At 43.7% G+C, this 21,287-nt stretch carries 24 protein-coding genes and 2 pseudogenes; 14 read left to right on the forward strand and 12 right to left on the reverse strand.

The genetic code is table 11. The features are described 5' to 3' along the window. Window positions 1-978 precede the first annotated feature (978 nt). Both VM640_RS01720 and VM640_RS01725 read right to left on the reverse strand, forming a co-directional pair. Window positions 979-1,134 carry a DUF1540 domain-containing protein gene (locus VM640_RS01720; protein WP_325389279.1) on the reverse strand — a complete coding sequence of 52 codons (156 nt, stop codon included), beginning with the start codon at window positions 1,132-1,134 and terminating at the stop codon, window positions 979-981. A gap of 181 nt (window positions 1,135-1,315) precedes the next feature. Further along, a pseudogene (locus tag VM640_RS01725) lies at window positions 1,316-1,652 on the reverse strand (Nramp family divalent metal transporter); the annotation flags it as partial. A gap of 143 nt (window positions 1,653-1,795) precedes the next feature. Between VM640_RS01725 and VM640_RS01730 the strand changes: the two are divergent. From VM640_RS01730 to VM640_RS01740, 3 genes are all read left to right on the forward strand, one after another. After that, window positions 1,796-2,905, forward strand: a complete 1,110-nt coding sequence (locus VM640_RS01730) for a ParM/StbA family protein (protein WP_325389281.1) — start codon at window positions 1,796-1,798, stop codon at window positions 2,903-2,905. Further along, on the forward strand, window positions 2,902-3,402 hold the full coding sequence (locus VM640_RS01735; RefSeq protein WP_325389283.1) for a hypothetical protein: 501 nt from the start codon (window positions 2,902-2,904) through the stop codon (window positions 3,400-3,402). The genes VM640_RS01730 and VM640_RS01735 overlap by 4 nt, the downstream gene beginning before the upstream one ends. 303 nt (window positions 3,403-3,705) lie before the next feature. Continuing rightward, window positions 3,706-5,016: a hemolysin family protein gene (locus VM640_RS01740; RefSeq protein ID WP_414647865.1), complete on the forward strand. Its 1,311-nt coding sequence runs from the start codon at window positions 3,706-3,708 to the stop codon at window positions 5,014-5,016. A 284-nt stretch (window positions 5,017-5,300) separates the two neighbouring features. Here the strand turns inward: VM640_RS01740 and VM640_RS01745 are convergent, their stop codons facing one another. Then, window positions 5,301-5,720 carry a hypothetical protein gene (locus tag VM640_RS01745; protein WP_325389285.1) on the reverse strand — a complete coding sequence of 140 codons (420 nt, stop codon included), beginning with the start codon at window positions 5,718-5,720 and terminating at the stop codon, window positions 5,301-5,303. Window positions 5,721-5,901: 181 nt separating this feature from the next. On the opposite strand from VM640_RS01745, the gene VM640_RS01750 reads away from it, so the two are divergent. Both VM640_RS01750 and VM640_RS01755 read left to right on the forward strand, forming a co-directional pair. Further along, window positions 5,902-6,579, forward strand: coding sequence for a DUF421 domain-containing protein (locus VM640_RS01750; protein ID WP_325389335.1), 678 nt, complete (start codon window positions 5,902-5,904; stop codon window positions 6,577-6,579). A gap of 19 nt (window positions 6,580-6,598) precedes the next feature. Further along, window positions 6,599-6,979, forward strand: coding sequence for a DUF4363 family protein (locus VM640_RS01755; RefSeq protein WP_325389287.1), 381 nt, complete (start codon window positions 6,599-6,601; stop codon window positions 6,977-6,979). A gap of 81 nt (window positions 6,980-7,060) precedes the next feature. Here the strand turns inward: VM640_RS01755 and VM640_RS01760 are convergent, their stop codons facing one another. Beyond that, the gene (locus VM640_RS01760; protein WP_325389289.1) at window positions 7,061-7,273 is read right to left on the reverse strand and encodes a DUF1657 domain-containing protein; all 213 of its coding nucleotides are present in this window, start codon (window positions 7,271-7,273) and stop codon (window positions 7,061-7,063) included. 220 nt (window positions 7,274-7,493) lie between these two features. Here VM640_RS01760 and VM640_RS01765 point away from each other — a divergent pair, with 220 nt between their 5' ends. Then, entirely contained in the window at window positions 7,494-8,075 is a 582-nt protein-coding gene (locus tag VM640_RS01765; protein ID WP_325389291.1) for a hypothetical protein, read from the forward strand. Between the two features lie 178 nt (window positions 8,076-8,253). On the opposite strand, the gene VM640_RS01770 is transcribed toward VM640_RS01765, so the two are convergent. From VM640_RS01770 to VM640_RS01780, 3 genes are read right to left on the reverse strand one after another with little or no spacing between them, the layout of a single operon-like run. Next, window positions 8,254-8,937: a LutC/YkgG family protein gene (locus VM640_RS01770; protein WP_325389293.1), complete on the reverse strand. Its 684-nt coding sequence runs from the start codon at window positions 8,935-8,937 to the stop codon at window positions 8,254-8,256. Beyond that, entirely contained in the window at window positions 8,934-10,385 is a 1,452-nt protein-coding gene (locus VM640_RS01775) for a LutB/LldF family L-lactate oxidation iron-sulfur protein (protein WP_325389295.1), read from the reverse strand. Before VM640_RS01775 ends, VM640_RS01770 begins: the two co-directional genes overlap by 4 nt. 2 nt (window positions 10,386-10,387) lie before the next feature. Beyond that, entirely contained in the window at window positions 10,388-11,110 is a 723-nt protein-coding gene (locus VM640_RS01780) for a (Fe-S)-binding protein (RefSeq protein WP_325389297.1), read from the reverse strand. 182 nt (window positions 11,111-11,292) lie between these two features. Between VM640_RS01780 and VM640_RS01785 the strand changes: the two genes are divergently transcribed. From VM640_RS01785 to VM640_RS01795, 3 genes are all read left to right on the forward strand, one after another. After that, a complete protein-coding gene (locus tag VM640_RS01785; protein WP_325389299.1) occupies window positions 11,293-12,276 on the forward strand; it encodes an ABC transporter substrate-binding protein in 984 nt (327 codons plus the stop codon). Between the two features lie 90 nt (window positions 12,277-12,366). Next, window positions 12,367-13,122 carry an ABC transporter ATP-binding protein gene (locus VM640_RS01790; RefSeq protein ID WP_325389301.1) on the forward strand — a complete coding sequence of 252 codons (756 nt, stop codon included), beginning with the start codon at window positions 12,367-12,369 and terminating at the stop codon, window positions 13,120-13,122. Further along, window positions 13,119-13,877, forward strand: a complete 759-nt coding sequence (locus tag VM640_RS01795) for an ABC transporter permease (protein ID WP_325389303.1) — start codon at window positions 13,119-13,121, stop codon at window positions 13,875-13,877. Before VM640_RS01790 ends, VM640_RS01795 begins: the two co-directional genes overlap by 4 nt. 41 nt (window positions 13,878-13,918) lie before the next feature. On the opposite strand, the gene VM640_RS01800 is transcribed toward VM640_RS01795, so the two are convergent. Further along, complete coding sequence (locus VM640_RS01800) at window positions 13,919-14,089, reverse strand: hypothetical protein (RefSeq protein ID WP_325389305.1); 171 nt, start codon at window positions 14,087-14,089, stop codon at window positions 13,919-13,921. 481 nt (window positions 14,090-14,570) lie between these two features. Here VM640_RS01800 and VM640_RS01805 point away from each other — a divergent pair, with 481 nt between their 5' ends. Further along, entirely contained in the window at window positions 14,571-14,771 is a 201-nt protein-coding gene (locus tag VM640_RS01805) for a hypothetical protein (RefSeq protein WP_325389307.1), read from the forward strand. A gap of 126 nt (window positions 14,772-14,897) precedes the next feature. Here the strand turns inward: VM640_RS01805 and VM640_RS01810 are convergent, their stop codons facing one another. Next, window positions 14,898-15,104 carry an alpha/beta-type small acid-soluble spore protein gene (locus VM640_RS01810; protein WP_325389309.1) on the reverse strand — a complete coding sequence of 69 codons (207 nt, stop codon included), beginning with the start codon at window positions 15,102-15,104 and terminating at the stop codon, window positions 14,898-14,900. 130 nt (window positions 15,105-15,234) lie between these two features. After that, complete coding sequence (locus tag VM640_RS01815; RefSeq protein WP_325389311.1) at window positions 15,235-15,690, reverse strand: YbjN domain-containing protein; 456 nt, start codon at window positions 15,688-15,690, stop codon at window positions 15,235-15,237. Between the two features lie 308 nt (window positions 15,691-15,998). On the opposite strand from VM640_RS01815, the gene VM640_RS01820 reads away from it, so the two are divergent. Next, window positions 15,999-17,591, forward strand: a complete 1,593-nt coding sequence (locus VM640_RS01820) for a peptide chain release factor 3 (protein ID WP_414647867.1) — start codon at window positions 15,999-16,001, stop codon at window positions 17,589-17,591. Between the two features lie 102 nt (window positions 17,592-17,693). On the opposite strand, the gene trhA is transcribed toward VM640_RS01820, so the two are convergent. Next, window positions 17,694-18,350: a PAQR family membrane homeostasis protein TrhA gene (trhA, locus tag VM640_RS01825; protein WP_325389315.1), complete on the reverse strand. Its 657-nt coding sequence runs from the start codon at window positions 18,348-18,350 to the stop codon at window positions 17,694-17,696. A 122-nt stretch (window positions 18,351-18,472) separates the two neighbouring features. Between trhA and VM640_RS01830 the strand changes: the two genes are divergently transcribed. From VM640_RS01830 to VM640_RS01840, 3 genes are all read left to right on the forward strand, one after another. Further along, a complete protein-coding gene (locus tag VM640_RS01830) occupies window positions 18,473-19,051 on the forward strand; it encodes a flavin reductase family protein (protein ID WP_325389317.1) in 579 nt (192 codons plus the stop codon). Between the two features lie 191 nt (window positions 19,052-19,242). Continuing rightward, window positions 19,243-20,112 carry an SDR family oxidoreductase gene (locus VM640_RS01835; protein WP_325389319.1) on the forward strand — a complete coding sequence of 290 codons (870 nt, stop codon included), beginning with the start codon at window positions 19,243-19,245 and terminating at the stop codon, window positions 20,110-20,112. 118 nt (window positions 20,113-20,230) lie between these two features. Next, window positions 20,231-20,926, forward strand: coding sequence for a DUF421 domain-containing protein (locus VM640_RS01840; protein ID WP_325389321.1), 696 nt, complete (start codon window positions 20,231-20,233; stop codon window positions 20,924-20,926). A 6-nt stretch (window positions 20,927-20,932) separates the two neighbouring features. Here the strand turns inward: VM640_RS01840 and VM640_RS01845 are convergent. Continuing rightward, window positions 20,933-21,151 (reverse strand): annotated as a pseudogene (locus tag VM640_RS01845) (YmaF family protein); the annotation flags it as partial. Between the last annotated feature and the right edge of the window lie 136 nt (window positions 21,152-21,287).

Raw genomic sequence — 21,287 nt, forward strand, 5'->3', positions numbered from 1 at the left:
AATATGGAGATACCGAAACATATGTGCCAAGCCTGACAAGCCTTTTACGGAGTGTGATCAATGTTCTGGTAAATGTGGTTGGGAGTTACAAATGTGTTAGGAGCATGTACGGAGACAACAAATCGAATCACGTTGGCGTCACTTCGTTGAAAGCGCATTTTAGAGCTATGTGTTCCCATGGACGGCACATGTGGAGACAGTGGTAGAGCTATATTTAGGTTGAGTGAAAGCCTTGATATCAGCGGGTCCTAGAAGGCATATGTTCTTTTTTGAGTAAGTGACGTATAGAAAAATATATTTGCCAGATTGTTCTTTATAAATGATCTGACTTTTTATTTTAAATTGAATTACAGTTATTGTATCAATAAAAAATAGAGTAAGTCTTGAGAAATCAGGGCTTACTCTATTTTGAAATAAGTTTTTCAATTGAGTTTTATACGTACGGCACACGTTGAGACCGTGTGTTGTCTAAAGAAAACACACAGCTGAAAGTGGCTCTACAGGCTGGTTTGCTGGTCTGCTGGGCCGGTGAGTTGTGTGGTATTTCGGGTTGGATAGGTCCATAGGTGTTTACCCCTGACCCTTTTTCTCGACCGCCAACACCCTTGGCAAAAATATGCGTTAATTTGGCTTATCACCTTATTTTACCGCACAAATAGATAGAGGTGTAATTATTTTTAACGAACTGGCGTTTGGGCCGTTAATATTTTTTGTAACAGACTCTGTTAGTGCCAAGTGCATGCCCAGTTTGTTACTGTTTCGGATGGACTAAGAAAAGAGTGATACAAGAATTTGAACGGGTAGAACTACCGCTTTAGATGAGATAACCGCACATACAAAGGCTGGTCGTTGTGGCTATGAGGTAAATAACCCAGAGGGTTCTCGTTGCATCGGTAATGTTAAAAGAATGATTGATTCCCTTATCATAAGGGAGTAATAATAAAAGGTTGCCCGACGGCAACCCTAACAGAACTTTATTTAGCTTTGGGGTTTAAAGGTTTTACAAATGGTATCATCAGATGTCTGAGCACTGCTGACTTGGTTGTTAACCTCGATACCATCTGCCGTGCAATGGTTACCACTACCCCAGTGATGGCAGGTATCCACTGAACATTTCAAATTTGACATTACCATAAAAATCACCTCCAGGCATAATATTTCCAAATGTACATGGGTTTATGTGACTGGCAATCGTTACTTAGGGTGTCATAAAGGATTTTTATAAGTATGCTCTTTTGTTTTTGCATGAAGTTGGTACTGAAAAAGGTCTCAGCACATGCATTATCCCAACAATTTTTCTGAAAAATGTCCTTCAAAGCGTGATAGCCCAAAGCAAAATATTGACTGGACGGCTAAACTGGCGGCTGCAATGGGTTGCGAGATCCACTCCGGTGACGATACCTAGCTTAGCTGATAGAGTTTGCAGGAAAATCGCCATCAGGTTACTCCAGAGAAACCCATAAGAGGGAGTAGTTGAAATTGGAACCGCCGCTTATGTTCGTCGCGAAATTTCCTGGGTCGATGTAGGCGCCACTGACGATAAAGGCTGGACCGACATAGCGTAAAAAAGATTTGGCCTTCTCCCGCCAGGTTTCTTCTTTAAGTGGGAGTAGAACGGAAACGTTTTGTAAGGAGAGAGGATTATCACTCATATTTTCACCGTCTCTTTTTCTCGGATCGTGAAGTGACCCATTTCTAGCGTATAGGGCTGGTGTGGAAGGGGTGAGCGCTTCGAAGTGGAAAGATATGGTGAGATAGTATACAATAGAATTTAAAAGATGAGGAGGAAGTCAATGTGTTTGAAAACGACATACTCGTTGCAGGAGGAGATCCTGGCTTTGGGGCGATCAAACTCGATGTTGGAGATAGAAAAGTGCTTTTTCCAGCTGTGATCTGTCAGGGAAATGAGAGGATTTTCTCGACGTTAGGAAATGCTATCGTGACCCGCGGCTCGGAATTAGAGGGTCAGATCAATTCTCTTGATGTTGTCGTAAAAAACAATTCGACGGGTGCAGAAAATCATTATTTTATGGGTAATTTAGCCGAAAACCTCAATCCTAATGAAGCTCATTATTGCTGGGACGAGGATAAATCAACGGATGAAGAGGCCACAGCCCTGCTCGTGGTTGCTTTAGCGTTAGCGCAGAAAACCCCCAAAGCCAATATTTATTTAGGAACGGGTGTTCCGGTCAAATATTATGCGGCTCTCAAAGATAAATACGAAGCGCAACTTAAAGGCTCTTGGTCAGTAGCGTTCCTCTCTGGCCCGTTTAAGGGACAGACTCGTCAGTTGACGATTATCCGGTCTCGTGTTTTGCCTCAGAGTTATGGTGTCTTCATCAAGGAAACCTTGAATGAGTACGGAATGCCGATCAGTCCTAAGCTTTTTAATGGCTATGTCGTGGTGATTGATCCGGGTTTTCGTACGACGGATATCGCAACCTTCTATGATGGGGTGATGCTGGATCCGCCAAATTCCTTCAGTATTGAAAAAGGCTTAAAATGGGCCTATACTGGGGTCGCAGAAAAGTTAAAGGAAATGAGTGCCAATCATCAAAATCCAATTGAAACAGACGATCAAGAGTTGGATAAAATCTTCCGTGTCCATGGAGGACAATACCCTTGGAGCAACGGGACGATCAATTTAAATCCGGTCATGAATCAAATGCTAGCTCAGCTCGGCACGGATATTTCGCGTGAAGTGAAGAAAGCAATGAAACCCATGCTCGGAAAAATTCATACGGTGCTCGTTGCGGGTAAGGTTGGCGAACTTGTCTTTGAACATCTTCAGTTAGAGAATAAAGTCTTAATTGAGGACCCACAGTTTGGCAATGCGACCGGGTTCCGGATTATGGCGGCGAATTTGGTTAACAGCCTGACAAAAAAGGCTAATGTCAATCCATGATGACGGAACAACCTTTTTTGCCTTTGTTTTTTAATAGTGAGGATGAAGACCTTTGGACTCAACTTCAGAAATTTTCCCCGGAAAAACGGTGTGAAATAACGAAACAGGCCTTACACGAATTTTTGCAAGACCATCCTGGGCTAATTTTACCAGGACAGTCTGTGTCCGAACTACCTTTTTCTGAGCTAACATCATCTAAAGATGTCAAAGCTAAAGAAGCTAAAGAAGTTAAAGAATTTGCTGGTAATGTTACAGAGGAAAAAGGTGATCTCCGATCCGAAAAGGAGATCATGGACGAAGGTGACTGTTCAACTGGAAGAGAAGGATTAAACGTTCAAGAAGAGTTCAGTTTAGAGTCTCTTTTCGAGGTTAGCACGGTTGAAACCAGGCCCGATCCGCTACAAAATTTGCTTTCGATTATTGGGGAGGAAGAGGATGAAGAGGTAATTTGCCTTTTGCGTGGAGCGGCCGAGAAAAATAAGGAGCAAAGCAAGTAAAATTAAATCCTACGTGACAAACTCGAGATTTAGCTAAAGTTGTCGCTTGACGTAATCTGTACATTAAACTATAGTAATTATTAAAGAAATAAGGAGAATAACTGTGGAAGATCCTTTACCCCCAAAAACAAATAAATAGTTTTAAAGTAGGTGCCAAGAGCTTTATTCTTAGGCGCCTTAGTTGTTATTCGCAGAAATGCGCGGAAGTCAGTTTGAAATTGAAGGAAAGCTTAAAAGCTAAAGGAGGAAGTTTCGATCGAAGGTGTCATATGGAGCGCGATAAAAATTCTCGTTGCCCTATTATTGGTTGCTTTAAACGGTTTTTTCGTTCTCGCAGAGTTTGCCCTGGTTAAAGTACGCAGAACGCGCCTAGCTGAATTAGCAGAATCAGGTTCAAGTCAAGCTAATTTGGCGCTTGAGGTCACCTCTAAGCTCGATACTTATTTATCCGCTACTCAATTGGGAATTACCTTAGCTTCTTTAGGCCTAGGTTGGTTAGGAGAACCTGCGATTGCAACGATTCTCAATCCATTTTTTCAACGTTTTTTTGGCGGGGATGACCTCGTAATCCATTCTGTTTCTGCTGGCATAGCATTTATCCTCATTACGTTTTTACATATTGTTTTGGGAGAACTGGTCCCGAAATCTTTGGCTATTCAAAATGCGGAAGTTGCGGCTTTAAAAACAGCGGGTCCGATAAAAGCATTCTACAAGGTATTTTACCCCCTGATCCGAGCTTTGAATGGTCTATCTAATCTTGTACTTCGGCTAGGAAAGATCAAGCCTGCTAATGAAGCGGATTTGTCGCACTCCGAAGAAGAATTGAGAATGTTGGTCGATGCAAGTCAGCGAAATGGTTTTCTCGATAAAATGGAGGGAAAACTGTTAGATAATGTTTTCGAGTTTTCAGATCGCGTGGTCAGTGAGGTTATGGTTCCGCGCCAGGATATGGTCACCATTTTTACCGAGGATAGCTTAGAAGAAGCGTTAGCAGTCGTCAAAAAATATGGACATACGCGTTATCCACTCTGTGAAGACAACAAGGATAATGTCATTGGCTTAGTGCATATGCGAGATTTATTGGGTTTGGCGGATAATCCAGAAACCACCTCGATTACTCAAGTGAAACGTGAAATTCTCGTTGTTCCGGAAGGAATGCCCATCTCTCATCTTGTCCAAAAAATGCGGAGTCAGCGGACCCATCTGGCTGTTGTGGTGGATGAATTTGGTGGGACTGCCGGGATGGTCACGATTGAAGATTTATTGGAAGAGCTCGTTGGGGAGATCTATGACGAGTTTGAGGATGTTCCGTCTTCGGAGATTGTTAAAGTTCAAGAGGGGGAATACCTGATTAATGGACGGGTACTTCTCGATGATGTCTCAGAGCTGTTAAGAATTTCCTTGGAAGACGAGTCAGTATCGACGATCGGAGGATATGTCTTTGCTCGCCTGGGACGAACGCCGGTCAAAGGAGACGTTGTCGAATTTGATGGGTATCTGTTTCAAGTCACTGAGGTTAAGGGCTTCCGCATTATACGGATTAAGACTCAAAAAAAGCCAAAACTTGATATCAAAGAGGAACGAAATGAAAAGGCTCTCCCAAAGCCTGAATAAATCCAGTTGGAGTCTTCGAGTTGTAAAAAGGAGCTGTCTCAGAAATAGAAGTTCAAATTTCTATTTTCTAGACAGCTCCCTTTGTTTATACTAACAGAAAGTATAAATTGGGGGGCAGATAGTATAAGTGCAACCAGCGGCTTTCGTTCTCCTACGATGCATGTATTTATGTTCGGCAGGATAAGGCAACTAGGGCTAGCACCTTCGCTAGGGCTTGGTACTAGCCAAGTTTTCTTTATCGCTGAAGCTCGGTGAAAGCCGGGTTTTCTTTATTTGATTCTTTTTTAAAAACCAAAATCGTATTCAGCATCATCCGGATAAGTCTCAGGATCGGCTATTTTTATAGCGACACAGGCTGTAACAACCCCAAAAAGCAGATTACTTAGGAGATCCAGAAGTTCACTGCGACATTTCCTGTGTTTACAAAGATATCTGTCGTTCTTGCCTCTCGCGCTGTAAAAAAAGGCCCAGAGAAGCACACCGAAGCTCGCCCCTTTGACAATATGTCTATCTTTACCAGTCTTTTTTAGATAATAGACGAGCGGAATCCCTAAAACGGCCCCAGATACTAAATCTGCAAATCGATGAGTTGGCAGATTTTTTTGCTTTCGCTTTTTTGTGTGATGAGGTTCAAATAACACCATGCATTTGGCTAAATAGCCAATCAAGCCACTAACCATACCTAAAGAAATTGATGAGCGCATTTTCTTCACCGCCTTGTCCTAAATTCCCTACTATTTTTCCCGTTCCCTCAAGATTCATGAATAGAAATTGAAGGAATAAAGGGGAAAAAAGAGGGAAAAATAAGATGCGTTTCTGCTCATTCTAAAATTGAGTGAAGTAGAGGATCGATTTTGTTTAAGGAAAGGAGTAAGAAATCTAAATATGCTGATTATTATTACGCGAACCCTTATCCTCTACGCTCTAGTTGTCGTGGCCTTGCGTATTATGGGTAAACGGGAAATTGGGCAATTGCAGCCCTTCGACCTCGTCATTATTCTTATGATTTCAGAGTTGGCTGCGATTCCGAGCGAAAATGTTGGGATCCCATTGATCGCTGGAATTATTCCCATTCTCGTACTTTTGTTGGCTAGTATCTTGCTCGGACAGATCGAGATGAAAAGCGAACGGGCGAGGGCTATTTTAAATGGCACTCCGTCCATTTTAATTGAACGAGGAAAAATTATCGAATCTGAACTCAAACGGAATCGTTATAATTTATCTGACCTACTAGAGGAATTGCGCATTAAAAATATTCCTAATATTGCTGATGTCGAGTTTGCCGTTCTAGAAACGAATGGTCAGGTCAGTGTCCTTTCGAAATCTTTCAAAAGGCCTCTGACTCCCGAAGATCTCAATATGTCTCCTCCGTTTGAGGGGTTGCCCACTGTATTAATCATGGATGGAAAATTGAATCCAGCTGGTCTCCAGCATCTGAGTAAAGATATCCAGTGGTTAAAGGATGAACTTGAAAAGCAGAGCGTAAATCGGATTGAAGATGTTTTACTCGCAAGTCTCGATACATCTGAAAGGCTTTTTGTCCAAAAAAAACTCAATTGCTAGCTAAAGGGGGATGAAAGGCATGAGGTCTTATGTAATTACGGTTGTAATCGTTACGCTACTCGCTGGAGGCTCCTTTTGGAGTAACCATTATATTAGTAGTTCAACTGAAGAATTAGTCAAGGCTATTGATCAGGTTGAAGAGCAAATTTACAACCAAGATTGGGATAAAGCGAAAAGTCAATTGCAACAGTTGAAACAAGATTGGGATGTAACCAAAAACGTATGGAGTGTCTTAGTGACCCATCAGGAAATCGACACTATCGATATTGGACTAAAGCGTCTGGGGGAATATGTTCAGTTTAAAAGTCCTATTTTAGCAGAAGGTGAGTTGTCTGCCTTACGCTTACTGTTTGATCACATCTCAGATACGGAAGCCTTTAATCTCAAAAACGTTTTCTAGAAAAAGAAAGAACCAGCGGAATATAACGAGGGGTTCTACCCTCCTTTAAAGGGAGAACCCCAGTGTTAAATAACCGAATAATTAGCCTTGAGAGGGTTGATTTAACCCGTTGTTGGACTCAATGTAGTTCAAACGGCTGTTGAGTTGTGCCACATGGCGTTGCATGTCAGTTGACATATCCTGGAACATTTGTTTAGCTGATTGATCCTGAGTAGAAGTCGCGAAGGTTTCATACGTTCCTAATGCAGATTTTGCGGCTGCTGCCGCTTTTTGCATGTCTTGTTGTACGGTCAAGAAGAATCCCCCCTTAATTTTGTATTGTCATTTCTTTGTTTTTGCAAACAGTCTTAGTATATGAGTCGAGCCGTATTCTATAAGGACAAAGTTTTGGAGAGATTGGCAGTCTACAGGAAATTTATCTTAAATTGAGTATAGAAGTATGTTCAGAGATACTCCGTATAATACTATGGAGTGTCTGACCAGGGAGTAAGGATTGTGCAATGAGGAGAGGCGTATGCCAGCGAATGAAGATAAATTATTAAGATGGAGTAGTATTATTGCAACAGTTGGAACGGCTATTTTAGCATTGACGGCACTTATCACTGTCTATGTGACCTTAAACGCTTGGAAGGTACAGCGTGAAGATGCTCGACCTTATCTTTCCTTAAAAGAGTCTCCCCAAATTGAGGTGCAAGAGGGGGTCCAATTAGAGTTTAGGTTTAACAATGTCGGAATCCATCCTGCCGTGAATTTATCGAGCCAATCCATCATTTTTGAACAGAGTCTAAAGCAAAAGCCCATCTATAATGAACGCTATGATTTAGTCAATGAAATTCCTAAAGATACGTCTTCAAGCCTGGTGATTGCCTTAACGCCAGAGGAGGTAGGCCAGTCTTCAAATGTGTCGAATTCCTATTATCTTGTGGTGTTGTTACAGTATTCTGATCCGGTGATTAATAAACAATATCAACAAAGTCTGCTTCTTAAGTGGAACGGAATCAAGGAGGGCAAAGCCTTAGCAATTGTTCATGTCCAAGCCCAAGAGAAAGAAAAGATCACACTTTATTTACAGGCGAATCAGGTGAGTCTAAATTAGCTCATTGCCCCAAGTAAGGAGAGAAACAGGTGAAAGTAATGCAAAAATTCTTACCCGCCCGCGTTCATAGTAATTAGGCTAAAAGTTTTAGAATAAGGAAGAGAGGGTCTGATGCAGAACAATCAATAAACTGCCTCAGACCCTTTAGTACAGGACTATTCAACTCATTTGTCCGATTCTATAACTCTGTCATGACGACCAAATAAACTTCGATCGGTCCATGAACACCGATGGAGAGGTCCATCTCAATATCCGAGGTGCGGCTTGGTCCGGAAATCATTTCGATAGCAGCTGGGGGAGCACCCGCAGTGAGAAGTTCCTCCATAATTTCCGCCAGTTCATCCTTAATCTTCGAACCGGCAAGGAAAGCTAAATGGCGGGGCGGAACAAGGCTAACAGCACGGCCACGCCGAGCGTTACTTAGCTGAATAAGTGTGCCGGATTGGACGATCCCGTAATCAGCTCCAGTCACGCCGAGTTGGGCCTGGGCGGCTACATTGATCCGCGCTGAGCGCTCACTAGAAGAATCTGGGTAGGATTGAGTGGTCCAATGCAACTGGTTAAATGTGTTTTGAGCGAAATCAGGTAATTCTCCCCAGGTGATAATCGAGGTGCTGTTGAGCCATTTCGGTTCGGGATCACCGAACCAACTTTTTAGGGCTTGAACGGCTTCTTCCGGAGTTTGTGCTTTGATCCCTTTACCACCCAGTGACTCCCAATTTGCGAGTAGGGTGTCGATTCGTTCCTCCGGACTGTTAAGTTGATAGTGGGGAACCTGGACATTGATCGGCTCGACAGAGGCGGGAGTAGGGCGTCCTAACTTAAGTGCTAAATGTTTAATGAAATCTTGGTGATCACTCATTTCTGCTCACCTCGTTGTAGCTCGATTTTTTTTAAACGCCTCTCTAGCATCGGCCAGAGATCGTCGAAGGTTTGACGAGGGAGAGGAGTCAAATATCGGCTCTTTAACCAATTTGCAAGCGGAGGGGGTCCCATAACGATTCGGCCGCGTCGCATAAAGACAAACTGCATGCGGGCTCCCCAATGGACAAAGTGTCGGAGAACTTTCGGATGGGTAAAATAGTAGCGGTAGGCACGGAAGGCCTGATGTTCGATCGCAGAAGTTTGTCCGGTTAAGACCTTACGATCCCGATGCTTGACGATTAGGTCATGGAGCGGAATTCGTACCGGGCAGGCCTCGGCGCAGGCTCCACAGATGGAGGAGAAGTAAGGAAGATGTCCCCATTTTTCATAATCCTGCTCCAGGAGGGGAGTTATAACGATTCCGATCGGTCCAGCGTAAACCGAACCATAGGCATGCCCACCGATTTGCCGGTAGACCGGGCAGACATTAAAGCATGAACCACAGCGAATACAGCGTAACGAGGCGCGGAAATCCGGATCTCCAAGAATTTCGGAGCGATTATGGTCGAGGATAACGAGGTGCCATTCTTCGGGGCCATCGACATCTCCTTCACGGCGAGGAGGAGTGTATAACGTAGTATAAGCAGATAAGCGTTGGCCGGTTGCACTGCGCGCGAGAAGATTAAGCATAACACCCAGTTCTTTAAATGAGGGAACGATTCTCTCCATGCCCATGAGGGTAATCTGAACCTTCGGCAGAGTGCTGACCATCCGGCCGTTTCCCTCATTTGTAACCATGGCAATTGTCCCCGTGTCAGCAACGGCAAAGTTACAACCGGAAATTCCAATTTCACCGTTAAGGAATTTTTTACGCATTTTTCCGCGCGCGAATTTCGTCAGAGTCGGCGTATCTGAAGTTAAGGAGTGCCCGGCAATCGGTTCAAAAAGTTTGGCGATTTGATCTCGGTTTTTATGCATCGCGGGGACAATGATATGCGAGGGAGGCTCATGCGCAATTTGCACAATATATTCTCCCAAATCGGTTTCGATGACTTCGACACCATCTTTTTCGAGGACGGGATTTAAATGGATTTCTTCCGAAATCATCGATTTTGATTTAATGAGGGTCTTGGCGTTGTGTTTTTGAAAAATCTCCTGAACCGCGTTGACTGCATCCTGCGGAGTCTTGGCCAGGTGGACATGGCCACCGTTTTTCTCAACATTTTCAATGAGTTGTTTCAGATAATAATCTAAGTTAAGAATGACCTGATTCCGAATCTTTTCCCCGGCTTCCCGCCATTCTTCCCAGTCTCCGAGTTGATTCGCGGCATCAAGTTTTTGATGCCGCAGCTTGTCTGTAGCCCGGCGGGTGGCCATCCGTAGAAAGTCATCCTTGAGTGCTTTATCAAGTGCCTCCTGCATATCATAGGGTTTGTTCTCCGACATCTCTACATCCCCTTCCCGAGCAGTTGGATAATGTGCATCGCAGGTACTGGGTGCCCGTGTTTCTCTAGATATCCAGAGATATTCATGAGGCAGCCCATATCGAGACCGGTGAGGATATCAGCGCCTGAGTCAATCACATGCTGCGCTTTTTCCTGAACCATCGCCTCGGAGATGACCGGCATTTTGATTGCAAAGGTTCCGCCAAAGCCACAACAGAGTTGAGCTTCAGGTAAGGGAACAACCTCAATCCCTTGAATGTGTTCGAGAAGGGTTAGGGGCTCATCCCTAATTCCCATCAAGCGTGTAGCGTGACACGATGGATGATAAGTTACTTTAGCTTTGTAGCGCGCTCCGAGATCCGGCTGCTTGAGGACATTGACCAGAAACTGGGAAAACTCGTAACTCTTATGAATTAGATCGGTTGCCTTTTTAAGATAGACTGGGTCGTTTTCAAACAGGGAAGGATAATTATGATGAATCATTCCGATGCAGGAGCCGCTAGGTGCGACCACAACTTCACTGTCTTCAAACGCGTCGATCAAGTTGCGGGCTATGGCTCGCGTGTCCTCCGTATATCCCGAGTTAAAGGAGATTTGCCCACAACAGGCTTGGTTATCCGGGTAATCCACGGTGTGCCCCAATTGGCTAAAAATTTTGGCCATCGTGACACCCAAATCCGGATATAACATGTTTCCTAAGCAGGTGATAAAGATCGAGATTCTCATGTTTCTACAGTCCCTTCCATTGGCAGTGATAAGACGTAAGTTTCCATTATTATGTCTTGGTTGTTTTGGAATTATGTTGTTCCTTGATCATTTTCCGGGCATAGTGAAAAAAGATGAAAGGAATCACGACTTTTCTGTCGAAAATTAATTATTGTTCTAAAAACAAGGTTAGGGGTGCAGAAATGAAAAAGAAACACGTGATATTTAGGACGATGGGAGTGTTGCTGAGTTTGATGGTTCTCGCGACAGGGTGCGGGCAATCTCCTCAAGTAACACCATCTTCAGAAACACAGGCTAAGCCCGTGAAAATCGGAGTTCAACCCATTGAAGATAACTTCCCGTTCTCAGTGGCTGAAAAAGATGGAATCTTTACCAAGGCAGGGGTACAAGTAGAGTTAATCAATTTCGCCAGTGCTCAGGAGCGTGATGCCGCACTTCAGGCGGGGCAAATCGATGGAGAAGTTGCCGACATGCTAGCAGTTGCGCTTATGAAAAAGATCGGAACAGATGTCAAGATTGCCTCGATTGCTTTAGGAACTACACCACAGGAAGGACGTTTTGCAATTCTTTCCTCACCAAAGTCCAAGATCAAAGATCCCTCTGATCTTAAAGGGGCGACCTTAGGCATGTCGGATAATACGATTATCGATTATGTCTCAGATCAAATGCTCAAAGATAAAGGGGTTTCGGGGACTGACGTCAATAAAGTTTCGGTTCCGAAAACACCGGTCCGTGTGGATATGCTTCTCTCTGATCAAATTCAGGCTGCAGTCCTACCGGATCCCCTCGCTGCCTTAGCAGAAGCGAAAGGGGCCCATTTGGTCATGGAAGATACCTACCGAAATATTTCCCAAACCGTTTTGCTTTTCCGGACCAAAAGTATTCAGGACAATCCAGCGGGAATTAAAGCTGTAGTGAGTGCCTATGGTGCAGCAGGGCAAGCTCTCACGAAGGATCCAGAGCAGTACCGTTCGCTTTTTCTTGAAAAAAATCAGATTCCTGAGCCCATCAAAGATACCTACAAGATCACCACGTTCTCTAAACTTCAATTACCGACGGAGGATGAAGTGAATAGTGTCATGATATGGATGCAAGATAAGAAGCTGATTCCCCAGGTCTACACGTATCAAGAACTCGTCGACCCAAGCTTGTTACCGAAGCAGTAAGCCTCATGCCAGTTCCCTGAAATCGTTTATTCCTGTGCGATAAGCCACGCTTTCGGGTCTTTAGTTTCTCAGAGTAGAGGAGAGGTTCTGTTGATAGAGGTCGCTCACTGTAGTCTCGCTTATGATCAGGGACAAAATCAGGTCAAGGTTTATGATGAGTTCAATTTGGAAATTGAGCAAGGGGAAAGTGTTGTCTTGATTGGTCCCTCAGGTTGCGGAAAAAGTACGTTGCTTTACCTTTTAGCGGGTCTTTTGAAGCCTACGAGTGGAGAAATTCGGGTGAAGGGAAAGCTTGTAACTAGGACGCGGCAAGAAACTGCGTTTATTCTTCAGCAATACGGGCTTTTTCCCTGGTTGACGGTTGAAGAAAATGTCAACTTAGGCTTGAAAGTTCGGCATGTTGCGCGGCCAACGGCTCGGACAGCTACGGAAAACATCATCCAAAAGATGGGCTTGGGGGAAGTTAAACACCACTTCCCCAGTCAATTGAGTGGAGGACAGAGCCAACGCGTTGCCCTTGCGCGGGCTTTGACTTTGAAGCCGGACCTGCTGCTAATGGATGAACCCCTCTCGGCACTCGATGCCTTGACCCGGGAGCGGCTGCAAAAACTTCTGCTCCAGATCTGGCAAGACGAGGGGTTAACCAGTATTTTAGTTACGCATAGCATTGAAGAGGCGGTCTTTTTAGGGAGCCGAATTTTAGTGCTTGCGGACGGAAGACCGACTCGAATCCTTGGTGAAATTGAAAATCCACGGGTCGGGGAATCGGGTTATCGTCAAAGCGAAGAGTTTTTTAGTAAGACTACCTATGTACGTTCCCTCTTAGAAGGGGGAATAGAAGGATGAAAGTTTTCAAAAGTGGATTCTGGGGGTATCTTGCTGCATCTGCGTTCTTATTGTTGGTGTGGCAGATTGCAGCTGTGCGTTTAGCAACTCCGATGCTTCCCACGCCAGGGGTTGCCTTTGAGGCAACAGGACGGTTGTTGCAAGGAAAGCTGGGTCAGCATCTCTGGGTTAGTGCCTATCGAGTTATCCTCTCAGTCTTGATCGCATTATTCCTAGCCCTTCCACTGGGGCTAATTATGGGATATGAACGAAAACTCGATCGTTTTTTAGCCCCTTTGGTTTATCTGATCTATCCGATTCCTAAAATCGTCTTTTTGCCCTTAGTGCTTCTTTTTCTCGGCTTGGGGGATCGTCCAAAGATCTTTTTGATTTGGATTATCGTGTTTTTTCAAATTTTAGTTACGACTAGGGATGCGGCCCGGAAGGTCCCTTCGGAAATGATCGCTTCGTTGCGTTCTTTGGGTGGAAATCGGGCTCAAATCTATAGGCATGTTCTTTTGCCAGCAAGTTTACCGGATGTTCTGACTGCGCTTCGCCTTAGTATGGGAACAGCAATTTCTGTACTTTTCTTTGCGGAGTCCTTTGCCACGACTAAAGGATTAGGATATTTTATCATGGATGCCTGGAGCCGTTCGGCTCCGGATGAAATGTTCGCTGGAATTATCATGATGGCCCTGCTTGGGGTTAGTTTGTTCATGATTGTGGATGGCCTTGAAAAAGTATTATGCCGCTGGCAACATGTTAAAGGCCACTGATGGCTAATTGCATCAGTGGCCCTTCTTGAAATGCGGAATCTTTACCCGAGAATCGGAACGTTTGGTTCCTCGTACCAGATGGAGATAAGGTGAGCTTGTCCCGAACTTTGAGTGATTCTGATAATTTTAAGCCAACTATTCTCTTCGAGCCATTGATTAACGTCTCTTTCCAGTAAACGGGAATCGGGAGAGCTAAAAGTCCTAATTTTCATTATAAGTGTTCATCCTTTCATTACGCTATCGAGGAGTGATTTACCAATATATATTTTTTTATCAACCCTGATTATTGATCAATTGCTGGCGCAGCGCGAACAGGTGGCTCTCCTTCGTAAGTTGTACATGAAGTGGGTCAGGAGTTGTTGGAGTTCTTAACCCAGAGAGATGCTAATTCTAAGACAGCAACCTGAGGCTGATCGAATTCATTTGCTGCGGGATATGGATCGGGCTTATCGGATCCTGATCCTGGAATAGCTAAGCTATATGAAACACTTGCACGAAGATTATCCTTATCTTTATTCTCTAGCAGTTCGTACGAATCCTTTTAATCCGAAGGCTCAGGCAGAAATTCAAATATAAGAAGATCAAGTGAATCATTTGTTATTTAATGAAGCAAAAATGATTCCAAAACATCCCTAAAATCAAGTCTCATGATCTTTCTTCACCTTGGGAAAACTAATTCTGAGGTGATTAGGGATGCCAAGAAATGACGGGAATAAGAGCCAAAACGAAGATCTAAAAAAGATGGAGCTGACCCTGAAAAATATCCGCAAAAATGAAAAGTTTTTGGCAGAAAATGCAGGAGAGCTCACACCCCATCAGCTTAAAGATGTTAAAAAACACTTAGCTTCTAAGAAGAAATTCCTGGAAGAGACTGACGGCACAATACAATCTTAGAGATTATGTGATCGAAGGAATGCAAGAGCGGGTAACTGCTCTTCATTTCTTCGCTGTATTTAGCTAACAAATAATAGGGAAGGGGTATCCAATAATGGATTCCCCTTCCCGCATGTACAGAATCGCTTAGAGACGGCTACCCTTTTTAAGGTTTTCTTCGGCGAATTGAATCATGCGTTTTGTCATTTGACCCCCAACAGACCCGTTTTCACGGCTTGTGCGGTCGCCACCAAGTTGAACACCCAATTCGTTTGCAATTTCATACTTGAATTGATCTAAACCTTGCTCTGCGCCTTGAGCAGCTGGTGCGTTAGTGTTTCTTTCTCCTGCCATGATGGGTTCCCTCCTTAAAATTTAAGATTGGTTAATGGGACACCCTTATTATTTGCGAAACGCTTTTCTTTACTCAGGTAAATGTTGTTTTTCAGTCAAGAGATACCCAGTATTGGCTATTAGAGGAAGCTCATCCTTCTTGGGTACATATAGCCATTGCTTCTTCAGCTGAAAATTCTTCATGAACAATCTTTTCAACTCCAGGGTAGTAGGTATCAAAACTTTGAGAACCATTCCAGATGAGATTCATCATTTGTTCCTGGGAAGGTTCAGTATTTGCAAGATCCAGGTAAGTTCGGAAGCGAATTTCCCCGTCGTCCATATCCATTTCGAAATTACCGTTCGCGAGTTCGTAATTGATGCGGTTCATGAAATTACAGATCTCGATTCGTTTGGGGAACGGAATTTTGTGCTTAATATGCGTATTACAGAGAAGGGATTCTTGCTCTTCATCCACAATAATAAAACAATGAAAGTCAGAGTTGACTCCTCGAATTTCCAAACGGAGAATTTCATTCTTGTCATCATGATCAAATTCCCAGCCATTTTCAGTTAGCGTTTGATAGAGAATTTGAAACAAAGTCATCTCCCTAATCCTCCCTTACGGATGCACAATTCTTCTTTGTTGTTTCCACATCCATGTTGAGGATTCCTGCCAAGTCGTCTTTCATATTAATAATAATAGAGAAAGCGAAATCTCTGATCTTAAATCTAAATAACTTGGTGACTTAGTGATCCAACAGGGTATTCGCAATGATTCTTTGGCATGATATAATATAAGTCTATGAATAAGTTGTACCTGATGCCTAACAGCATAATTCATAATAAGATATGAGGAAAAGACAGAGCGAGATTATTTCATATTAAGGAGTTTAGATGACAGTGAGCTTGACAATGAAAGAAGAAATTCAATCACGCAAAACGTTTGCGATTATTTCTCACCCAGATGCAGGGAAAACAACTTTAACGGAAAAATTGCTTCTGTTTGGGGGAGCGATCCATTTAGCAGGTAATGTTAAGGCCCGTAAGACTCAACGTTATGCAACTTCAGATTGGATGGAACTGGAGCGTCAACGGGGAATCTCTATCACGTCGAGTGCAATGCAATTCAATTATGAAGGATATGTTATCAATATTCTGGACACCCCGGGTCACCAGGATTTCAGCGAGGACACGTATCGGACGTTAACTGCTGCCGACAGCGCAGTGATGCTTATTGACGTCGCCAAAGGGGTAGAAGCCCAGACCATTAAACTATTCGAAGTGTGTAAGCAGCGGGGAATTCCGATTTTTACCTTTATCAATAAACTCGACCGGGAAGGGAAAAACCCGATCGATTTGATGGATGAAGTCGAGAAAGTCTTGGGAATTGAAGCGTATGCGATGAACTGGCCGATCGGTATGGGTGCGGACTTCAAAGGAATTTATGATCGCCAAAGTGCTCTTGTGGAACGCTATGCGGCTGGAAATCGTTATGGAATTCCAAGTGCCTCTCAGTCAGGTTCAATCGAAGTTCCAGAAGTACAGTCCGGCATCGGAGCGGAACTTTTGCAACGTTTACGGGATGATGTCGAATTGCTGGATATGGCAGGAAATAAGTTTGATATGGAAAGAGTTAACCGGGGAGAGGTTACGCCTGTCTTCTTTGGGAGCGCGCTTAACAATTTTGGAGTTCCAAATTTTTTAGACAGTTTTTTAAAGCTTGCCCCTGGACCGAGAGCGCGCAGTTCTAACCAAGGTGAGCTTGATCCGTTAGGCCCGCAATTCTCCGGTTTTGTATTTAAGATTCAGGCGAACATGAATGCGCTGCATCGAGATAGGATTGCTTTCATCCGGCTCTGTACCGGGAAATATGAACGCGGGATGAATGTTATTCACACACGCTCGCACCGCAAACTCCGCTTGGCTCAGCCTCAGCAGTTATTTGCTCAGGAGCGTACAATTCTGGATGAAGCCTATGCTGGAGATATCATCGGGGTTCATGATAATGGGATTTTACGGATTGGCGATGTTTTAGCGGAAAAAGACGGCCTCGAATTCGAAGCGATGCCTTTCTTCAGTCCAGAAAACTTTGCGCGGGTTAGTATTAAAAATGCCTTAAAACGCAAGCAATTTATTAAAGGAATTCAGGAATTACAAGAAGAAGGCGCGATTCATGTCTTCCGCGATCTGAATGTTGGTGTCGAGGCACCAGTCATTGGTGTTGTTGGACAGTTACAGTTTGAAGTGCTAGAGTACCGATTGCGGGAAGAGTATGGGGTGGAGGTCGAGATTAGTCATTTGCCCTATGAAATCGTGCGCTGGATTATTAAAGATGAGGAGAAAATCCGAATTCTCAAAGATTCAACCATGAGTTTGATGGTTTTAGACCAGGATGAAAACTATGCCGTGCTCCTTCTCGATAAATGGAAAGCCAACTGGATGAGTGAGCGTTATTCAATTGAATTTATGAATCAGCCCCTGCTGATACAGGATCAAAAGTCTTAAGTAGCAAATCAAGGCTTATGATGGTGTTTATGGCAAAGGTCTTGCACTCACTATGGTGCAAGACCTTTCACATTTTTAACATATAAAGAAACTCAAAATGATTTAATTAACGGATGACGGTACAAAATAGATAAGGATCATGATAAAATTAATGAGACTTCCCGCCGCGATAAAGATGTGAAAGATTTCATGGAAGCCAAGATGAAGGCGAGGAAGTTTAAAGATTTTAGCGGCATAGATTATCGCACCTAAGGTATACATCACTCCACTGCTAAACATCAAAATCAATGCACCCAGCGGGAGATTATGAATAAGTTGGACGATAGGAACAAGGGCAATCCAACCTAAGGCCACATAAAAGGTTGTAGATACATAGCGTGGGGCATTGATGAACCATACCTTCAGAATAATTCCAACTAAAGCTAGGATCCACACAGCGAGAAGCATCACCCAACGCCAAGTTCCGTTTAAACCATAATAGAAGACAGGCGTATAAGAGCCCGCAATGAGAACATAGATCATCATATGGTCGATTTTGCGTAAGGTGAGTTCTTTATCGGGAGTTGTTCTTAAAGCATGATAAAAAGAACTCGTGCCATATAAAACAATAACGCTTAATCCGTAAATGCTCATGATGATTGTTTTCGAGAGACTACCGTACGATAAGAAAATTAACAAAACAAGTCCAAATAAGGCTGCTACAAAGGGGATAAAGTGGGTAAGTGTGTTCATAGGTTCTTTTATTTTTGCAAGCTTCATAAGGACCTCCTGTAGGTTTATAAAATACCTAATAGGCAAGATAATTTAATTAAATTTTAGTCTTCTTTCTACATAAAATCAAATATATATATGGTTAAGAATAAATAGAAGGGGAGATTCACTTGAGTAAAAAAATACATAAGCCAATAACAGGGCTATTCCCGCTGTCTGCCGTTTTAGTCACTGCACAGTCTGGAGATATTCGACCTAATATTATTACGATTGCTTGGACTGGAGTTATGAATTCTATTCCGCCTGTGGTTTATGTTGGAGTTAATCCATTGCGATATTCCAATCATCTTATTGCAGAGGCGGGAGAGTATGTCATCAATATTCCTTCTGCGGATCAAGTGCCCGCTGTGGATTATTGCGGTTTAGTTTCGGGTCGCGATGTCGATAAATTTGAAGCTACTGGTTTTACTCCTGTTCCGGCAGAGCATGTTCAGGCTCCCTTAATTGCGGAATGTCCGGTCAATATTGAATGTAAGGTTCGTCAAGTGTTGCATCTTGAAAGCCATGATGTTTTTATCGCTGATGTCTTAGCGGTTCATTATAATGAGGAGGTTCTCGATGAAAAGGGACGTCCTGATTATCAAAAGATTAAGCCTTATGGTTATTGTCTAGGCGAGTATTATGGCATATCCGATAAACTTGGGTCTCAGGGTTTCTCTAGAAAATTGAAGCACCGCATTGATGAGTAAATTTTAGAGTGAGAAGAAGCATCGATATGACATATAAGGTTGTCAATTAGGTAAGAATGAAAATATCTCGGAAGGAGCCTTGTTTAGACAATGGACAAGCCTTAAGAAGTAGACATTGGACATTCAAACTCTTGGCGAAGGTATTTTATGGGCTAACTTGTCCAGACTAATAGTCTGGAGGGTGATGAAAAGTGAGCCAAACCAAAGTTCCAATGTCAGTATTCCCGCCTCAACACCAGGACAACCAGCCGGGCATCGAAGCGATTATGAATCCGCGGCCTGACTTCGAAGATCCTCAATACATGGGGAGTGGGAAGCTTAAGGGAAAAATCGCACTCATTACGGGTGGGGATAGTGGGATCGGCCGCGCCGTGGCCATCGCTTTCGCCAAAGAAGGAGCAGACATAGCGTTCGTCTATCTAAATGAACAGGGTGATGCCCAAGAAACGAGCGCACGAATCGAGGCCTTAGGTCGACAATGTTTAAGCCTAGCCGGAGATGTAGGTGAGGAAGGTTTTTGCCAGAAGGTGATCGATGAGGTGTTAAAAGCTTTTAAACGGATTGATATCCTGGTGAATAATGCGGGTGAGCAGCATGTGCAAACTAGCCTTGCAAATATTTCATCAGCTCAGTTAGAGAGAACCTTTAAGACGAACATCTTTTCTTACTTTTACCTTACACGTGCTGCTTTGCCACATCTTCAACCTGGGGCCAGCATCATCAATACTGCCTCGATCACCGCTTATGAGGGGCACGAGCAACTGATCGATTATTCCGCAAGCAAAGGTGCAGTTGTTTCCTTTACGCGATCCTTGTCCGAATCCTTGGTTAAGCAAGGGATACGTGTCAATGGAGTAGCACCAGGCCCAATTTGGACTCCCCTAATTCCTGCTTCTTTTCCGGCGGATCAAGTTGCAACCTTTGGTAGTACGACCCCGATGCAACGGGCAGGACAACCAAAGGAACTTGCGCCTGCTTATGTTTTCCTGGCGAATAATGATTCCTCTTACATGTCGGGACAAATCCTTCATGTCAATGGTGGGACGATTATTAATGGGTGATCCACTTGCATAGCGTGGTTAAGAATAGCTTTGAATAACAAGGACTCGTGTTGAACAAGTTACTAATGCTTAGAACTTGAAAGAATGAGATAAACCGGTTCTAAAGGATTGTGATTGCGTGCATTATGCGTTCGAGTTATCTTTAAGAATAGTTGGATCCTTTATTATTCTTTGGTTAGGGCTTCGACTCTTAGGGAAGAAACAGTTTGGGGAGTTAACGGTCTATAATGTCGCGACAGCCTCTGCGGTCGGACAGATGGCCTCGGATTTCGCCACTCACTTAAATGATCTGCCGCTGACGTTTATTCTTGCAATGCTTGGCTATTTCCTTTTAACCTTTGGCATGGGATTGCTTACTTTAAAATCCCGTCGTTTACAAAAGGCTTTAGAGGGCAACTCCACCTTAGTTATTGTTCACGGGAAAATTATTGACACGAATCTACGAAGATTAGGGATAACCGTGGAGCTACTTCTGGAAAAACTCCGGGAAAAAAATGCGTTCCGGGTACAGGAGGTCGAGTATGCCATCATGGAGGCCGATGGGAAAATCAGCTTGATGTTTATGCCTCCATATGAACCTCTGACGGCTTCATCATTCAACATCAGGACTCCCTACAAGGGTCTTTTGATCGACGTAATTGTGGACGGGCAAATCATAACTGAAAACTTACGTAAACTTCAGCTTTCGAAGAGTTGGCTTCTTGACCAATTAAAAAATCAACACATCCAAAAAGTCTCGGATGTGTTTCTAGCCCAAATTGATGAATCGGGAAAACTTTATGTAGATTTAAAGACAGAGTGGGAAGACCACTAGTCGATCTTATATACCCGGGGCTGGCATATCTGGACCGCTAACGCGATGCTGGTGCCCGTCATTGACCGAGGTATAGAAGTTCCATTCGTGAACGTGATAGCCGTCAGGTAGAGGAAGGGAAGGACCGGAAATAGACTTATAATAGTGAGAATGCCCATGTTCATACATAACATAGCTTTCGGAAGAATGCACATGACTACCATCTGCGGTCGGTACGGCCGGACCTGGTGTGCTGTGAAAGGCACATCTGAGATGAGGGTAGGTCCCTCGACGAGGACTGAGTCAGGCAGACTTGTCAAACAGCCCCGAGCTGCTGTAATAAAGAGTTATGGTAGTAAGCGTCCGGGGAAAAGGTTGCAGT

Source organism: Desulfitobacterium sp., from assembly GCF_035539115.1.
Classification (GTDB): domain Bacteria; phylum Bacillota; class Desulfitobacteriia; order Desulfitobacteriales; family Desulfitobacteriaceae; genus Desulfitobacterium_A.

Excerpts from the sequence above, each read along its gene's own strand:
- VM640_RS01765 (WP_325389291.1), top strand. The coding sequence starts at position 7,494 with ATGCCAGCGAATGAAGATAAATTATTAAGATGGAGTAGTATTATTGCA.
- VM640_RS01770 (WP_325389293.1), bottom strand. The coding sequence starts at position 8,937 with ATGAGTGATCACCAAGATTTCATTAAACATTTAGCACTTAAGTTAGGA.
- VM640_RS01775 (WP_325389295.1), bottom strand. The coding sequence starts at position 10,385 with ATGTCGGAGAACAAACCCTATGATATGCAGGAGGCACTTGATAAAGCA.
- trhA (WP_325389315.1), bottom strand. The coding sequence starts at position 18,350 with ATGAAGCTTGCAAAAATAAAAGAACCTATGAACACACTTACCCACTTT.
- VM640_RS01755 (WP_325389287.1), top strand. The coding sequence starts at position 6,599 with ATGAGGTCTTATGTAATTACGGTTGTAATCGTTACGCTACTCGCTGGA.
- VM640_RS01820 (WP_414647867.1), top strand. The coding sequence starts at position 15,999 with ATGAAAGAAGAAATTCAATCACGCAAAACGTTTGCGATTATTTCTCAC.
- VM640_RS01745 (WP_325389285.1), bottom strand. The coding sequence starts at position 5,720 with ATGCGCTCATCAATTTCTTTAGGTATGGTTAGTGGCTTGATTGGCTAT.
- VM640_RS01750 (WP_325389335.1), top strand. The coding sequence starts at position 5,902 with ATGCTGATTATTATTACGCGAACCCTTATCCTCTACGCTCTAGTTGTC.
- VM640_RS01735 (WP_325389283.1), top strand. The coding sequence starts at position 2,902 with ATGATGACGGAACAACCTTTTTTGCCTTTGTTTTTTAATAGTGAGGAT.
- VM640_RS01805 (WP_325389307.1), top strand. The coding sequence starts at position 14,571 with ATGCCAAGAAATGACGGGAATAAGAGCCAAAACGAAGATCTAAAAAAG.
- VM640_RS01810 (WP_325389309.1), bottom strand. The coding sequence starts at position 15,104 with ATGGCAGGAGAAAGAAACACTAACGCACCAGCTGCTCAAGGCGCAGAG.
- VM640_RS01795 (WP_325389303.1), top strand. The coding sequence starts at position 13,119 with ATGAAAGTTTTCAAAAGTGGATTCTGGGGGTATCTTGCTGCATCTGCG.
- VM640_RS01800 (WP_325389305.1), bottom strand. The coding sequence starts at position 14,089 with ATGAAAATTAGGACTTTTAGCTCTCCCGATTCCCGTTTACTGGAAAGA.
- VM640_RS01720 (WP_325389279.1), bottom strand. The coding sequence starts at position 1,134 with ATGGTAATGTCAAATTTGAAATGTTCAGTGGATACCTGCCATCACTGG.
- VM640_RS01815 (WP_325389311.1), bottom strand. The coding sequence starts at position 15,690 with ATGACTTTGTTTCAAATTCTCTATCAAACGCTAACTGAAAATGGCTGG.
- VM640_RS01785 (WP_325389299.1), top strand. The coding sequence starts at position 11,293 with ATGAAAAAGAAACACGTGATATTTAGGACGATGGGAGTGTTGCTGAGT.
- VM640_RS01780 (WP_325389297.1), bottom strand. The coding sequence starts at position 11,110 with ATGAGAATCTCGATCTTTATCACCTGCTTAGGAAACATGTTATATCCG.